Source organism: Burkholderia sp. AU32262 (genome assembly GCF_020419985.1).
GTDB lineage: Bacteria > Pseudomonadota > Gammaproteobacteria > Burkholderiales > Burkholderiaceae > Burkholderia > Burkholderia semiarida.
Genome location: NZ_JAIZRS010000009.1, coordinates 71,043 through 85,834 on the forward strand (window position 1 = coordinate 71,043; position 14,792 = coordinate 85,834).

General features: G+C 66.7%; 12 protein-coding genes and 1 pseudogene. 3 read left to right on the forward strand and 10 right to left on the reverse strand.

Annotated elements, in window-relative coordinates:
- Positions 1–60 precede the first annotated feature (60 nt).
- The 4 genes and pseudogenes from dnaG to LGN10_RS13195 form a co-directional block, all read right to left on the reverse strand.
- Positions 61–1,938, reverse strand: coding sequence for a DNA primase (gene dnaG / locus LGN10_RS13180; protein WP_089465474.1), 1,878 nt, complete (start codon positions 1,936–1,938; stop codon positions 61–63).
- 70 nt (positions 1,939–2,008) lie between these two features.
- On the reverse strand, positions 2,009–2,455 hold the full coding sequence (locus tag LGN10_RS13185) for a GatB/YqeY domain-containing protein (protein ID WP_006479409.1): 447 nt from the start codon (positions 2,453–2,455) through the stop codon (positions 2,009–2,011).
- A 194-nt stretch (positions 2,456–2,649) separates the two neighbouring features.
- A complete protein-coding gene (gene rpsU, locus LGN10_RS13190; RefSeq protein ID WP_006479415.1) occupies positions 2,650–2,862 on the reverse strand; it encodes a 30S ribosomal protein S21 in 213 nt (70 codons plus the stop codon).
- Between the two features lie 105 nt (positions 2,863–2,967).
- Positions 2,968–4,184: pseudogene (locus tag LGN10_RS13195) on the reverse strand (NAD(P)/FAD-dependent oxidoreductase).
- A 130-nt stretch (positions 4,185–4,314) separates the two neighbouring features.
- On the opposite strand from LGN10_RS13195, the gene tsaD reads away from it, so the two are divergent.
- The gene (gene tsaD, locus LGN10_RS13200; RefSeq protein WP_059582919.1) at positions 4,315–5,355 is read left to right on the forward strand and encodes a tRNA (adenosine(37)-N6)-threonylcarbamoyltransferase complex transferase subunit TsaD; all 1,041 of its coding nucleotides are present in this window, start codon (positions 4,315–4,317) and stop codon (positions 5,353–5,355) included.
- Between the two features lie 87 nt (positions 5,356–5,442).
- Here the strand turns inward: tsaD and folE2 are convergent, their stop codons facing one another.
- From folE2 to LGN10_RS13220, 4 genes are all read right to left on the reverse strand, one after another.
- Positions 5,443–6,252, reverse strand: a complete 810-nt coding sequence (gene folE2, locus LGN10_RS13205; RefSeq protein ID WP_226223797.1) for a GTP cyclohydrolase FolE2 — start codon at positions 6,250–6,252, stop codon at positions 5,443–5,445.
- 154 nt (positions 6,253–6,406) lie between these two features.
- Positions 6,407–8,311 (reverse strand): 1-deoxy-D-xylulose-5-phosphate synthase, encoded by a 1,905-nt coding sequence (gene dxs / locus LGN10_RS13210; protein WP_059582921.1) that lies wholly within the window; start codon positions 8,309–8,311, stop codon positions 6,407–6,409.
- A gap of 81 nt (positions 8,312–8,392) precedes the next feature.
- A complete protein-coding gene (locus LGN10_RS13215; RefSeq protein ID WP_050011336.1) occupies positions 8,393–9,277 on the reverse strand; it encodes a polyprenyl synthetase family protein in 885 nt (294 codons plus the stop codon).
- A complete protein-coding gene (locus LGN10_RS13220; RefSeq protein WP_006479428.1) occupies positions 9,274–9,567 on the reverse strand; it encodes an exodeoxyribonuclease VII small subunit in 294 nt (97 codons plus the stop codon). The genes LGN10_RS13215 and LGN10_RS13220 overlap by 4 nt, the downstream gene beginning before the upstream one ends.
- Positions 9,568–9,837: 270 nt before the next feature.
- Here LGN10_RS13220 and LGN10_RS13225 point away from each other — a divergent pair, with 270 nt between their 5' ends.
- Together LGN10_RS13225 and LGN10_RS13230 are read left to right on the forward strand one after the other, a co-directional pair.
- Complete coding sequence (locus tag LGN10_RS13225) at positions 9,838–10,944, forward strand: aromatic ring-hydroxylating oxygenase subunit alpha (protein ID WP_059582927.1); 1,107 nt, start codon at positions 9,838–9,840, stop codon at positions 10,942–10,944.
- 116 nt (positions 10,945–11,060) lie between these two features.
- The gene (locus tag LGN10_RS13230) at positions 11,061–11,930 is read left to right on the forward strand and encodes a sulfurtransferase (RefSeq protein WP_059582932.1); all 870 of its coding nucleotides are present in this window, start codon (positions 11,061–11,063) and stop codon (positions 11,928–11,930) included.
- 99 nt (positions 11,931–12,029) lie between these two features.
- Here LGN10_RS13230 and LGN10_RS13235 read toward each other — a convergent pair whose 3' ends face one another.
- Together LGN10_RS13235 and LGN10_RS13240 are read right to left on the reverse strand one after the other, a co-directional pair.
- Complete coding sequence (locus tag LGN10_RS13235) at positions 12,030–12,905, reverse strand: dienelactone hydrolase family protein (protein WP_059582935.1); 876 nt, start codon at positions 12,903–12,905, stop codon at positions 12,030–12,032.
- Between the two features lie 360 nt (positions 12,906–13,265).
- Entirely contained in the window at positions 13,266–14,600 is a 1,335-nt protein-coding gene (locus LGN10_RS13240) for an NAD(P)/FAD-dependent oxidoreductase (protein WP_060967768.1), read from the reverse strand.
- Positions 14,601–14,792 lie beyond the last annotated feature (192 nt).

The window sequence follows — 14,792 nt, forward strand, 5'->3', positions numbered from 1 at the left end:
AACCGCTGGAAACCTTATATTATAGCACGCTGGGGAGCCCTCTCTAAGCGCCCCGGCCGCCTACAGCCCGAGCCGACGCTTCATGTCGGTTCGCTGCTGGTTCAATTCCGTCAATTCGGCCAACTCCTCGGGGGTGAAGGTGGATTGCCGCGCCAGCCTGTCCAGCCGGTCGCAGCAGGCGTCATAACGCATCTTGAGCACCGCTGCCTGCAGTTCCTCCCCCGCGATCCGCTCCTGCTCGCGTTGCCGCTCGAGCACCGTCTCGTCTTCCGGATTCTGTAACAGCAGATCGCGGACGTTTTCATCATAGTCCAGAATTTCGCGGAAGATTTCCTCGTAAGTCGCCCCGTTCGAGGACGCCCTCAGGACATCCGACAGCAGCCGGAACTCCGCGCCGTCGCCCAGCGCACGCGCATGATCGACGACTTCCGCGAACAATTCGCCGATGCGCGGCAGCGCGCGCAGGGTCGCGATCTGTTCGTCGTCGAGCTGCGATGCGATGCGCGGATGCATCACCAGCGTGCGCAACGCGCGCTTTTCGCTGTCCGTCACGCGTCGCCGCTCGCTGCGCGCGGGCGCCTGGCGCGGCGCCGCCGCGATGCGCGTATCGACTTCCGACAGCCCCGCGACTTCCTCGAACGGGATATCGAGGCGGTCGGCGAACATGTGCATGATCTGCGCGCGCAATGCATTCGCGGGCAGCGCCTGCAACAGCGGCTTCGCATCGAACAGCGCCTTCGCGCGGCCTTCCGGCTGATCGAGCGCCTTGCCGGCAATTGCTTCGTTCAACAGAAATTGCGACAGCGGCATCGCGCGTTCGACCTGGTCGGAGAACGCATCCGCGCCGAACTCGCGCACATAGCTGTCCGGATCGTGCTCGGGCGGGAGAAAAAGGAACCGGATCGTCCGGTTGTCGCCAGCATGCGGCAGGCAGGCCTCGAGCGCGCGCCGGGCCGCGCGCCGCCCGGCCGAATCGCCGTCGAAACTGAAAATGACCGTGTCGGTCTGGCGCAGCAGCTTCTGCACGTGAATCGGCGTGCACGCGGTGCCTAGCGTCGCGACCGCGTTCGGAAAGCCGAGCTGCGCGAGCGCGACGACGTCCATGTAGCCTTCGACGACCAGCACGTACTTGCGCTCGCGAATCGCGAGCCGCGCCTCGAACAGCCCGTACAGCTCGCTGCCCTTGTTGAACAGCGGCGTTTCCGGCGAGTTCAGGTACTTCGGTTCGCCGCTGCCGAGCACGCGGCCGCCGAAACCGATCACCTGCCCCTTCACGTTGCGGATCGGGAACATGATCCGCTCGCGGAACCGGTCGTAGCGGCGCGCGACGCCCTGCGCGTCGGTTTTCTCGCTGACGATCACGAGCCCCGCTTCGACCAGCGACTCGTCGCGATAATCCGGGAACGCGGCCTCGAGGTTCTGCCAGCCGTCCGGCGCATAGCCGAGACCGAAGCGCGCGGCGATCTCGCCGGTCAGGCCCCGGTTCTTCAGATACTGGATCGCGACGGTCGCGCCGCGCAACTGCTTGCGGTAGTAGTCGCACGCCGCCGTCATCGCGTCGGACAGCGCGGTCGCCACCGATTTCGACACGGGCGCCGGATAGTCGCCGCCACCGCCTCCGCCCCCACCGCCGCCGCGCATCGACGGCTCGTGCGGCACGGTCAGCCCGACGGATTGCGCGAGTTCCTGCACGGCTTCCGGGAACGTGAGCCCCGCGTGCTCCATCAGGAAGCCGATCGCCGTGCCGTGCGCGCCGCAACCGAAGCAGTGATAGAACTGCTTGGTCGGGCTGACGGTAAACGACGGGCTCTTCTCGTTATGGAACGGGCACAGCCCCATGAAGTTGGCGCCGCCCTTCTTGAGCTGCACGTACCGGCCCACCACGTCGACGATATCGACGCGGTTCAGCAAATCCTGCAGGAACGAATGCGGAATCACCGTGGGATCGAGCGAAAAAGGACGATACGACGCCCGGCGCACGCATCGCTGGGCGCGCCGGGAACGGGTTTTACTTCGTGAGCGCGGCCTTGACCTGCGCGGAAACGGCCGTCATGTCGGCGCGGCCGGCGAGCTTGCCCTTCAGCACGCCCATTACCTTGCCCATGTCCTGCGGGCCCGCCGCGCCCGTTTGCGCGACCGCCGCCTGGACTTCGGCCGCCACTTCGGCGTCCGACAGTTGCGCGGGCATGTAGCCGCCCAGCACGGTCAGCTCGGCCTGCTCCTTCGCGACGAGATCGTCGCGGCCGGCCGCCTGGAACTGGCTGATCGAATCCTTGCGCTGCTTGATCATCTTGTCGATCACGGCCGTGATGCCGGCGTCGTCGAGCGTGACCCGATCATCGACCTCGCGCTGCTTGATCGCGGCCATCAGCAGGCGAATCGTTGCCAGGCGCTCGCTTTCCTTCGCGCGCATCGCGGCCTTCATGTCTTCGCTGATCTGCTCTTTCAAACTCATCTTTCACCCGGGATGGAAACGTGAATCCGACGCCCGCAAACGGGCGTCAACACAAAAACCCGCTTGGGACATTGTCTCAAGCGGGTTGCTCGAATCCGGCATCGGCGACTCGCCGCCTGATCGGCTGCGCGATCGCACCCGATCGCACGGAATCGCCGGTGCGCCGCTCAGTGAACCGCGCGGCGCCCAATCGTTCAGTACAGCTTCTTCGGCAACGTCTGGCTGCGGATACGCTTGTAATGACGCTTCACCGCAGCAGCCTTCTTGCGTTTGCGTTCCGCGGTCGGCTTCTCGTAAAACTCGCGCGCACGAAGCTCGGTCAGCAGACCGTTCTTTTCGATCGTGCGCTTGAAGCGACGCATTGCAACTTCGAACGGCTCGTTCTCTTTAACGCGAATGATCGTCATGATCCGACACGAATAAAGGTTTGCAGGGAAAGACTACCGAGTATAGCAGAGCGATTGCTCAAAGGCACGGGGCCGGGCCCCGCCGGAACGGCGCCGGCCGGCGCGTCAGGCGCCGCGCGCATACTCGGCCGCGGCCTGCCCGGCCGCCGTGCCGGACGCCCACGCCCACTGGAAGTTGTACCCGCCGAGCCAGCCCGTCACGTCCACCGCCTCGCCGACGAAGAACAGCCCCGGCACGCGCGCGCTCATCATCGTCGCCGACGACAGCTCCCGCGTGTCGACCCCGCCCTTCGTCACTTCGGCCTTCCTGTAGCCTTCGGTGCCGTTCGGCGTCAGCGTCCAGCCCGACAGCGCGTCGCCGATCTGGCGCAGCGTCTTGTCGGGCAGATCGGCGAGCCGCGCGTCGGCCGCGACGCGATGCGTGTCGAGCCACGCATGCGCGAGGCGCGCCGGCACCCAGTCGGCGAGCAGCGAACCGATCTGGCGCTTCGACGTGCGTTTCGCCTCGAGCAGGTCGGCCACCGTGTCGCGCTGCGGCAGCAGGTCGATGCGAATCGGGTCGCCGGGCTGCCAGTAGCTCGAGATCTGCAGGATGCCGGGCCCGGACAGGCCGCGATGGGTCAGCAGCAGGTCCTCGACGAATTCGCCGCCGCGCTTCCTGTCGCCGGTCGATACGCGCACTTCGAGCGACACGCCAGACAGCGGCGCGAACGGCGCCCAGTCCTGCGGCGCGAACGTCAGCGGCACGAGCGCGGGCCGCGTATCGACGAGCTTGTGACCGAACTGCTTCGCGAGCCGGTAGCCGAAGTCGGTCGCGCCGATCTTCGGGATCGACAGGCCGCCGGTCGCAATGATCAGCGCGCGCCGATCGGCCCGGCCTGCTGCGTATCGAGCACGAAGCCGTCGGACGGCGCATGGCGCACCGCGTCGACGACGACGGGCCGGCGCCATGCGATGCCGCCCGCGTCGCACTCGTGTTTCAGCACGTCGATGATCGCGTCGCTGCCGTGGTCGCAAAAGAGCTGGCCCTTGTGTTTTTCGTGCCAGGTCACGCGATGGCGCTTGAGCAGCCCGAGGAAGTCGCGCGGCGTATAGCGCGCCAGCGCCGAGCGCGCGAAATGCGGATTCGACGACAGGTAGTTGTCGGGCCCGGCATACAGGTTCGTGAAGTTGCAGCGGCCGCCGCCCGAGATGCGGATTTTCTCGGCGAGCCGCGGCGCGTGATCGATCAGCACGACGCGACGGCCGAGCTGCCCGGCGACCGCGGCGCTCATCATGCCGGCGGCGCCCGCGCCGATCACGGCGATGTCATAAGTTTCCATGGCGCGGATTGTACCTGCCCGGCATCGGGCCCGGGCCGCCGCCAGCGGCGGCCCGCCCTCGCCTGCTATACTTTCCGGTTACGTTGACCTACCCGAGGCGCGTCCGAAACGGCGCGTCCTGCCCTCACCCATGCTCGTTCTCGGCATCGAAAGCTCCTGCGACGAAACCGGCCTCGCGCTCTACGACACGCAGCGCGGCCTGCTCGCGCACGCGCTCCATTCGCAGATCGCGATGCACCGCGACTACGGCGGCGTCGTGCCGGAGCTCGCGTCGCGCGACCACATCCGGCGCGCGCTGCCGCTGCTCGAGGAAGTGATGGCGCAAAGCGGCACGCGCCGCGACGACATCGACGCAATCGCATTCACGCAAGGCCCCGGCCTCGCCGGCGCGCTGCTCGTCGGCGCGAGCATCGCGAATGCGCTCGCGCTCGCATGGAACAAGCCGACCGTCGGCATCCATCACCTCGAAGGGCACCTGCTGTCGCCGTTGCTGGTCGACGAGCCGCCGCCGTTCCCGTTCGTCGCGCTGCTGGTGTCCGGCGGCCACACGCAACTCATGCGCGTGACCGACGTCGGCGTGTACGAGACGCTCGGCGAAACGCTCGACGACGCGGCCGGCGAGGCGTTCGACAAGACGGCGAAACTGATCGGCCTCGGCTACCCGGGCGGCCCTGAAGTATCGAAGCTGGCCGAAACGGGCACGCCGGGCGCGGTCGTGCTGCCGCGCCCGATGCTGCACTCGGGCGATCTCGACTTCAGCTTCAGCGGCCTGAAGACGGCCGTGCTCACGCAGATGAAGAAATTCGAAGCGGCGAAGCTGGAAGGCGAAGCGCTCGAACGCGCGAAGGCCGACCTCGCGCGCGGCTTCGTCGATGCGGCCGTCGACGTGCTCGTCGCGAAGTCGCTCGCCGCGCTGAAGAAGACGAAGCTCAAGCGCCTCGTGGTCGCGGGCGGCGTCGGCGCGAACCGCCAGTTGCGCGCGGCACTGTCGGCGGCTGCGGCCAAGCGCGGCTTCGACGTGCACTACCCCGATCTCGCGCTCTGCACCGACAACGGCGCGATGATCGCGCTCGCGGGCGCACTGCGGCTCGGCCGCTGGCCGGAACAGGCGAATGCCGACTACGCGTTCACGGTGAAGCCGCGCTGGGATCTCGCGTCGCTCGCACGCTGAATCGCACCACGCGACACCGTCAGCCGGAAAACAGAAGGCCGCTCGAACGAGCGGCCTTTCTCATGGGTGCGACAAGACGCCGCGGCGTTATGCAGCCAGCCGCTTGTCGCGCTCGATCAACGCATACGCGCTGTGATTGTGGATCGACTCGAAGTTCTCGGCTTCGAGCACGTAAGCGGCCACGCGCTCGTCCGCATCGAGGCGCTGCGCGATATCGCGCACGAGATCCTCGACGAACTTCGGGTTCTCGTATGCACGCTCGGTGACGAACTTCTCGTCCGGACGCTTCAGCAGCCCCCACAGCTCGCACGACGCCTCTTCTTCCGCGATGCGGATCAGCGCCTCGACCGGCAGATCGGCAGCCAGCTCCGCATCGATCGTCACGTGCGAGCGCTGGTTGTGCGCACCGTATTGCGAGATCTTCTTCGAGCACGGGCACAGGCTCGTTACCGGCACGAGCACCTTCAGGAACAGGCGCGTATCGCCGTTGCGGCTTTCGCCCGCGAGCGTCACTTCATAGTCGAGCAGGCTTTGCACGCCGGACACCGGCGCCGTCTTGTTGACGAAATACGGAAACGTGACTTCGATGCGGCCGGCTTCGGCTTCGAGCTTTTCGAGCATCGACGCGAGCATCGCGCGAAAACGCTCGACCGTCAGCGGCGCACGATTCTCTTCGAGCAGCGCGACGAAGCGCGACATGTGCGTGCCCTTCTGATCGGCCGGCAAACGGACATCGAGGTTCCAGACGCCGACCGTCGGTTGCACGTCGCCGCTTTCGGTACACACCGTCAACGGATGCCGGACCGCCTTCACGCCCACGCGCTGAATCGGAATCTGACGGGTATCCACCGCGCTCTGCACGTCGGGCATCACGAAGGCGGGATTCATCTGGTTCATCTTGTTCAATCCTTGTAAGCCGCGCGTTCGACGACGCGCACGCCGCGTCATGCGGCAGCCGGAAAAGCAACATGGGCCCGCAGGCCCATGTTTTCCGCATCAATGTAGACCGGTTGCGCCAGTCGCACCGACGCCGCCCGCAGGCGGCGTCAGCTTATGCGACGCGCTTCGCCTGACCGGCGACGTCGGCCGCCGGGTTCAGGAAGCGTTCGCGAATCGATTTCGCGATGCCCGCGCCGTCGAGGCCGCATTGCGACAGCAGCTTCGCGGGGTCGCCGTGATCGATGAACTGGTCAGGGAGGCCCAATTGTAGTACGGGTCGGATAACCCCACTCTCCATCAGGGCTTCCACGCAGGCCGAGCCCGCGCCGCCCATCACGCAGCCTTCCTCGACCGTGACGACGTAGTCGTGCGTTTCGGCGAGCTCGCGCACGAGCGCCGCATCGATCGGCTTCACGAAGCGCATGTTCGCGACCGTTGCGTCGAGTTCGTCGGCCGCCGCGAGCGACGGCGCGACCATCGTGCCGAACGCGAGGATCGCGACGCGCTTGCCTTCCGGCTGCGACGTGCGGCGACGCACTTCGCCCTTGCCGAGCGGGATCTCGGTGAATTCCTTCACCGTCGCCACGCCCGTGCCCGCGCCGCGCGGATAGCGCACCGCGGTCGGGTTCGGCTGCTGGAGCGCCGTGTGCAGCATCTGGCGGCATTCGTTCTCGTCGGATGCGGCCATGATCGTCATGTTCGGGATGCAGCGCATGAACGCGAGATCGTACGCGCCCGCATGCGTCGCGCCGTCCGCGCCGACGAGGCCCGCGCGATCGATCGCGAACACGACCGGCAGGTTCTGCAGCGCGACGTCGTGGATCAGCTGGTCGTACGCACGCTGCAGGAACGTCGAGTAGATCGCGACGACGGGCTTCAGCCCTTCGGTCGCGAGACCGCCCGCGAACGTCACCGCGTGCTGCTCGGCGATACCGACGTCGTAGTAGCGATCCTTGAAGCGCTTCTCGAATTCGACCATGCCCGAGCCTTCGCGCATCGCGGGCGTGATGCCGACCACGCGCGTATCGCGCTCGGCTTCGTCGCACAGCCACTCGCCGAACACCTGCGTGTACGTCTTCTTCGCAGGCGTGGTCGACGGCTTGATGCCTTCGGCCGGATTGAACTTGCCGGGGCCGTGATAGAGCACGGGATCGGCTTCGGCGAGCTTGTAGCCCTGGCCTTTCTTCGTCACCACATGCAGGAACTGCGGGCCGCGCAGTTCGCGGATGTTCTGCAGCGTCGGGATCAGCGAATCGAGATCGTGACCGTCGATCGGGCCGATGTAGTTGAAGCCGAACTCCTCGAACAGCGTGGCCGGCACGACCATGCCCTTCGCGTGCTCCTCGAGCTTGCGCGCGAGTTCGAGCACCGGCGGCGCGACGCTCAGCACACGCTCGACGCCCGCGCGTGCGGCCGCGTAGAAGCGGCCCGACATCAGGCGGGCGAGATGGCGATTCAGCGCGCCGACCGGCGGCGAGATCGACATGTCGTTGTCGTTCAGGATCACGAGCAGCTTCGCATCCTCCGACACGCCCGCGTTGTTCATCGCCTCGAACGCCATGCCGGCCGTCATCGCGCCGTCGCCGATCACGGCGATCGAGAAGCGGTCGTCGCCGTTCAGCTGGCTGCCGATCGCCATGCCGAGCGCGGCGGAAATCGACGTGCTCGAGTGCGCGGTGCCGAACGTGTCGTATTGGGATTCGCTGCGGCGCGGGAAGCCCGAGATGCCGTCGTACTGACGCAGCGAATGCATCTGGTCGCGGCGGCCCGTCAGGATCTTGTGCGGGTAGGTCTGGTGACCCACGTCCCAGACGATGCGATCGTTCGGCGTGTTGAACACGTAGTGCAACGCGATCGTCAGCTCGACCGTCCCGAGGTTGGACGACAAATGGCCGCCCGTCTTCGACACGCTGTCGAGCACGAACGCGCGCAGTTCATCCGCGAGCGGTTGCAGTTGGCGACGATCGAGGCGGCGCAAATCCGCCGGGTCGTCGATGGTTTTCAGCAAGTCGTACATCGTCGTTCCATTGTAGGAAATCAAACGCGCCCGCATTCTTTTGCACGCACCGTAGCGTGTGCGCGGCGGCGGGCTTTCGCGTCAGCTGACCCGGTTCACCACCAGGTCGGCAAGTTCGGCGAGACGCTGTGCGCGTGCGCCGAACGGTTTCAGCGCGTCGTGCGCTTCGGCGCGCAGCTGCGCTGCCAGCTCGCGCGACGCCTCGAGACCGAGGATCGATACATAGGTCGGCTTGTCGTTCGCCGCGTCCTTGCCGGCCGTCTTGCCGAGTGTCGCCGAATCGGTCGTGACGTCGAGAATGTCGTCGACGACCTGGAAGGCCAGACCCACGGCCCCCGCGTACACGTCCAGCGCAGCCATCGTTTCCGCCGAAGGCGTCTCGCCCGCCAGCGCGCCCATTCGCACGGCCGCGCGCAGCAATGCGCCCGTCTTCATCCGGTGCATCGTTTCGAGCTGCTCGCGCGTCAGCTTCAGGCCGACGCTCGCCAGGTCGATCGCCTGCCCGCCGGCCATGCCGATCGAGCCGCTCGCGAGCGCCAGCTCGCGCACGAGCGCCGCCTGCTGCACCGGCGACAGCGCATCGGCGTCGGTCAGCGCCACGAACGCCTGCGACTGCAGCGCGTCGCCGACCAGCAGGGCCGTCGGCTCGTCGTACTGCACGTGCACGGTCGGCTTGCCGCGACGCAGCGCATCGTCGTCCATGCACGGCATGTCGTCATGCACGAGCGAGTAGACGTGGATCATCTCCAGCGCCGCCGCCGCGGCGTTGCGGGCCGCCTCCGTCGCACCGGTCAGCTCGCCTGCCGCATGGCACAGCAGCGGGCGAACGCGTTTGCCGCCACCGAGGACCGCGTAGCGCATCGCCTCGTGAAGTTTCGCGGGCGTCGCGGTTTCGGCCGGCAGATAGTGGCCGAGTGCGTCCTCGACACGGTCAAGCACGGACCGCATCCATTGTTCGAATGTCATAGATCGTCGTCTTCGCCGTCCGTGGCGGCCGTTCCGGACGAAAGCGGCTTCAGCGTCGCGCCGTCGAGCACGCGGACCTGCTGCTCCACTTTCTCGAGCTGCTGTTGGCAAAACGCAACGAGGGTCGCACCGCGACGATACGCCGCCAGTGAATCCTCGAGGCTCAACGCGCCGCCTTCCATCCGGGCAACCAGCGTCTCGAGTTCCGCGAGCGCCATCTCGTAATTGTCCGGCAACGGTTCGGTGCCATTGCCGGGCGGCGTGGCGCCTGGGGATGCGGTTTTCGCCATGGACGAGGGTGTCAAATTTCAAAACAAGTCGGACATTCTACGGCAAAAGAGAATTTTCCGACCTGCCGTCTTAGGCGCCCGCGCACAATTCCGGCCCCATCTTCGACGCACAGTGTGCGCCTTTCGAGGGTAGCCCGACAAAAAATTGACACAAATCAGGCACTTAATCCTAGCCTTGCGAGGCGAACCGGGTATAATTCTCCGTTTCCCTAAATCGATTTTTCGATGGTTGGGTTGTTCACTGCTTTCACGCTAACACCGGGAGTGGGAATGTCCAATCTGAGCGATGCGCTTCAGTTGAAGTCGGCCCACAGCCAGCTTCCAGTCACTGCATATTTCGATGAGGCGCTACTCGAGCGCGAGATCGAAACCCTCTTCAAGAAAGGACCTCGTTACGTCGGGCACGAGCTGATGGTGCCCGAGGCGGGGGATTATTTTGCGCTGCCGTCCGAGAAGGAAGGCCGCGTGCTGGTCCGTAACCAGACGAACCGGATCGAACTGCTGTCGAACGTGTGCCGCCACCGGCAGGCGATCATGCTCAACGGGCGCGGCCACACGCAGAACATCGTGTGCCCGCTGCACCGCTGGACGTACGACCTCGAAGGCGAGCTGCTTGGCGCGCCGCACTTCCCCGACAAGCCGTGCCTGAACCTGGGCAAGAGCCCGCTGCAGAACTGGCAGGGGCTGCTGTTCGAGGCCGAGGGCCGCAACGTCGCGCGCGACCTCGCCAACCTCGGCACCAAGCATCACTTCGACTTCTCCGAGTACCTGTTCGATCACGTCGAAGTGCACGAGTGCGATTACAACTGGAAGACGTTCATCGAGGTCTACCTCGAGGATTATCACGTCGTCCCGTTCCACCCGGGCCTCGGCAGCTTCGTGTCGTGCGACGATCTCAAATGGGAGTTCGGCGACTGGTACAGCGTGCAGACGGTCGGCGTGCACAACGCCCTCGCGAAACCGGGCAGCGCGACTTACCAGAAATGGCACGAGCAGGTGCTGAAGTTCCGCAACGGCGTGCCGCCGGAGTTCGGCGCGATCTGGATGGTCTACTACCCGGGCCTGATGATCGAGTGGTATCCGCACGTGCTGGTCGTGTCGTGGCTGATCCCGCGCGGGCCGCAGAAAACCACCAACATCGTCGAGTTCTATTACCCCGAGGAAATCGCGCTGTTCGAACGCGAATTCGTCGAGGCCGAGCGCGCCGCCTATATGGAAACGGCCGTCGAGGACGACGAGATCGCGATGCGGATGGACGCAGGCCGCCGAGCGCTGATGGCCCGCGGCGAGTCGCAGGTCGGCCCGTACCAGAGCCCGATGGAAGACGGGATGCAGCACTTCCACGAGTTCCTGCGCCGCCACCTCGGCGACCTCTGACAGCGGCCGCGGCGCCTCGACGCCGCCCGGCCGCCGGCAAGCGAAAAGACGGGCTTCGGCCCGTCTTTTTTGTTTAGACTTGGAGTGTCAGGCCATTCGCACTCCAGGGAGCCGTCATGCCACACACTCATTACACCACGCTCATCTCCGCCGCCAATCTCGCCGAGCGCCTGGCCGCGGCGCCCGGCAGCGTCGCGCTGTTCGACTGCCGCTTCGATCTCGCCGATCCCGGCGCCGGCGAGGCCGCCTACGCGGCCGGCCACCTCCCCGGCGCGCAATATCTTCATCTCGATCGCGACCTGTCCGGCCGCAAGACGGGCACCAACGGCCGCCATCCGCTGCCGACCCGCGACGCGCTCGCCACGCTGCTCGCGAGCCGCGGCCTCAAGCAGGGTCAGCAGGTCGTCGCGTACGACGCGCAAGGCGGCGCCTATGCAGCGCGCCTGTGGTGGCTGCTGCGCTGGCTCGGCCACGATTCGGTTGCCGTGCTCGACGGCGGGCTGCAGGCGTGGGAAGCGGCCGGCCAGCCGCTGACGACCGACGTGCCGCAACCGGCCGCCGGCGATTTCCGCACGGCAACGCCACTCGAATCGACGGTCGATGCAGCTGCCGTGCTCGCGAACGTGTCGTCGCCCGCGCGCGTCGTGATCGATGCACGCGCACCGGACCGCTATCGCGGCGAAAATGAAACGATCGATCGGGTAGGCGGCCACATTCCCGGTGCGCGCAACCGCTTCTTCAAGGACAACCTGACTGCCGACGGCCGCTTCAAGACCGGTCATGAATTGCGCGAGGCATTCACCGCCGTGCTGGCCGGCACCGAGCCGAACCGCGTGATCCTGCAATGCGGCTCCGGCGTCACCGCATGCCACAACGCGCTGGCGCTGGAAGTGGCGGGCCTGCACGGCGCGTCGCTGTACCCGGGCTCGTGGAGCGAATGGAGCGCCGATCCGTCGCGGCCGATCGCGACCGGCCCGAACCCTTGAGCACCCACGCGACGCGATGAGGATGATGCGGCGGCCGATGCCGCGGCGGCCGATGCCGCGGCGGCCGGTGCCGCGGCGGCCGATGCCGCCGCTCGTCGTTCACATCACGCCGTACTTGTGGAACCACTCGATGGCGCGCTTCCAGCCATCCTCGGCATCGGCCTTCACATAGCTCGGCCGGTAATCGGCGAAGAACGCGTGGCCGGCATCCGGATACACGACGATCTCCGATTCGCGCGCGAGCTTCGAATCGCTCGCCTGGATCGCCTTGCGCATGTCCGCGAGCGACGCCTGCGTGATGTTCTGATCCTTCTCGCCGTACAGGCCGAGTACCGGCACCTTCAACAACGATGCGTGATCGACCGGGTTGAACGGCGTCATCTCGTCGGTCTTGCCCTCGACGAACCCGTACCACGCCACCGCGGCCCGCACGTGCGGATTGTGTTCCGCATACAGCCACGCCTGGCGGCCGCCCCAGCAGAACCCGGTCACACCGAGGCGCGTCAGGTCGCCGCCGTTCTTGCCGGCCCACGCGACCGTCGCGTCGAGATCCTCCGTCACCTGCCGGTCCGGCACCTTGCTGACGATGTTGTCGACCAGCGCCTGGATCGTCGGATACTTCGCCGCGTTGCCCTGCCGGGCGAACAGGTCGGGCGCGATCGCGAGATAGCCGAGCTTCGCGAAGCGCCGGCACACATCGGCGATATGCGCGTGCACGCCGAAGATCTCGTGAATCACGATGACGACCGGCAGGTTCGTCTTGTCGACCGGCTGCGCGCGATATGCCGGCACGCTCGCATCGCCCGAGCGGATCTCGATGGTGTCGACGTCCAGCCCGGCGCTGTCGGTCGTGACCGTCTGCGCCGACACGGGCAGCACGGCCGCCGCGAAGGTGCCGCCCAGCGCAGCCTGCATGAACTTGCGGCGCGAGAACGGGACATGGGGGACCAGGCTGTCGACTTCGGGTTTCAACATGAATGCACTCCTCGATTGGGCGCCGCCGTCACGATCGCGGATACGGCATGACGGGGCATCGCACCGGCGCACGGCGCGGATGTCGCGGCGGTTGGCACCCCGCCGCAAACGAAAACCCGGACAAGATGCCCAATAATCCGTTGTCGCGTCAACTGTCGGATGTGTAAGACTCGATTACGACGCGTTGAGGCGATCGAATCGATCATCGCACGGCGGCCTGCCGACGGGCCGCCGAGCGACCGTGCGGCGGCCCGTATCGCGGTTCGTCGCGCGGCCGAATCGTTGCAAATCGAAACGAAAAACGGGCGGCGAACACGCTCGACAGGCGCATCCCCGCCCGCTCCGCGCGCAAGCGTGCGATCAGTGCAGCTTGACGCGCGGCAGCGTCGTGCGCCGCAACCAGTGCGCGACCGTGTCGAGCATCATCCGCGGATAACCGTGCAGCGCCGCGATGTGCAGCCGATACAGCGACATGTACATGAAGCGCGCGAACAGCCCTTCGATCAGCATGTTGCCGCCGATCAGCCCGCCCATCAGGTTGCCGACCGCACTGAAGTGGCCGAGCGACACGAGCGAACCGAAATCGCGATACGTGAACTCGGGCAGCGGGCGCCCCTCGAGCCGGCAGCCGATCGCCTTGAGCAGGAAACTCGCCTGCTGGTGCGCCGCCTGCGCGCGCGGCGGGACGTTGCGTTCGTTGCCGGGCCATGCGCAGGCCGCGCAATCGCCGAGCGCGAACACGTTGTCGTCGGTGAAGGTCTGCAGCGTGCGGCGCACGTCGAGCTGCCCGAGCTTGTTGACCTGGAGGCCGTCGAGGTGCGAAAGCACGGACGGCGCCTTGATGCCCGCCGCCCAGACCGTCAGGTCCGCGCGCACCGCCTTGCCGCTCGCGGTATGCACGAACCCGGGCGCCACCTCGGTCACGCGCTCGCCGAGCATCAGCCGCACGCCGAGCTTCTCGAGCAGTTCGGCCGTCGCCGCCGACACGCGCTCCTGCAGTGCCGGCAGGATCCGCGGCCCCGATTCGATCAGCACGATGCCGACGTCATGGCGCGGATCGAGCTTGTGCAGCCCGTACGCGGACAGCACCTGCGCGGTATTGCGCAGTTCCGCGGACAACTCGACGCCCGTCGCGCCGCCGCCGACGATCACGACCTGGATGCGCGGTTCGGCCGACTCGCCCGGCGCGCTCGGCGCCGGCGCCTGGTGCTCGGCGCGCATGCACGCCGCGATCAGCCGCTTGCGGAACCGTTCGGCCTCCCCGACCGTGTCGAGCGCGATCGCGTTTTCCGGTGCGCCCTGCACGCCGAAGAAGTGGGTCGTGCTGCCGATCGCGATCACGAGCGTGTCGTATTCCAGCTCGCGCGCCGGCAACAGTTCCGCGCCGTCGCTGTCGTTGAGGGGCGACAGCGTGACGCGCTTCGCCGCGCGATCGAGCCCGGTCAGCTCGCCCTGCTGGAACTCGAAGCCGTGCCAGCGCGCCTGCGCCGCATACTCGAGCTCCTGCGTGAACGGGTCCATGCTGCCTGCCGCGACCTCGTGCAGCAACGGTTTCCAGATGTGCGTCGGATTGCGGTCGACGAGCGTGACAAGCGCACGCGCGGGACGATTGCCGCGCGCGCCGTAACGGTCGCCGAGCCGCGTCGCCAGTTCCAGGCCGCCGGCGCCTCCGCCTACGATGATGATCCGATGCATCTGATTCCCCCTTTGCGATTCGAAACTGCTGCCGCCGGATGAAGCAAACGCCTATACGCGCGCCGCCCGGTGGATTAACCGGTTCGGACGTCATCGATGTGCAGTTCGAAGCACTTCGATGCGTCCGATCCGGAACGCAGGGCGCGCCGCCCCGCGTCAATGACATGACTCACATGCATTGTCCGGGAGCTT

Bases quoted from the DNA above. Each gene is read 5' to 3' on its own strand.
- LGN10_RS13185 (WP_006479409.1), bottom strand. From the start codon at position 2,455: ATGAGTTTGAAAGAGCAGATCAGCGAAGACATGAAGGCCGCGATGCGC.
- LGN10_RS13215 (WP_050011336.1), bottom strand. From the start codon at position 9,277: ATGACATTCGAACAATGGATGCGGTCCGTGCTTGACCGTGTCGAGGAC.
- folE2 (WP_226223797.1), bottom strand. From the start codon at position 6,252: ATGAACCAGATGAATCCCGCCTTCGTGATGCCCGACGTGCAGAGCGCG.
- LGN10_RS13220 (WP_006479428.1), bottom strand. From the start codon at position 9,567: ATGGCGAAAACCGCATCCCCAGGCGCCACGCCGCCCGGCAATGGCACC.
- LGN10_RS13225 (WP_059582927.1), top strand. From the start codon at position 9,838: ATGTCCAATCTGAGCGATGCGCTTCAGTTGAAGTCGGCCCACAGCCAG.
- LGN10_RS13240 (WP_060967768.1), bottom strand. From the start codon at position 14,600: ATGCATCGGATCATCATCGTAGGCGGAGGCGCCGGCGGCCTGGAACTG.
- dxs (WP_059582921.1), bottom strand. From the start codon at position 8,311: ATGTACGACTTGCTGAAAACCATCGACGACCCGGCGGATTTGCGCCGC.
- LGN10_RS13230 (WP_059582932.1), top strand. From the start codon at position 11,061: ATGCCACACACTCATTACACCACGCTCATCTCCGCCGCCAATCTCGCC.
- LGN10_RS13235 (WP_059582935.1), bottom strand. From the start codon at position 12,905: ATGTTGAAACCCGAAGTCGACAGCCTGGTCCCCCATGTCCCGTTCTCG.
- tsaD (WP_059582919.1), top strand. From the start codon at position 4,315: ATGCTCGTTCTCGGCATCGAAAGCTCCTGCGACGAAACCGGCCTCGCG.
- rpsU (WP_006479415.1), bottom strand. From the start codon at position 2,862: ATGACGATCATTCGCGTTAAAGAGAACGAGCCGTTCGAAGTTGCAATG.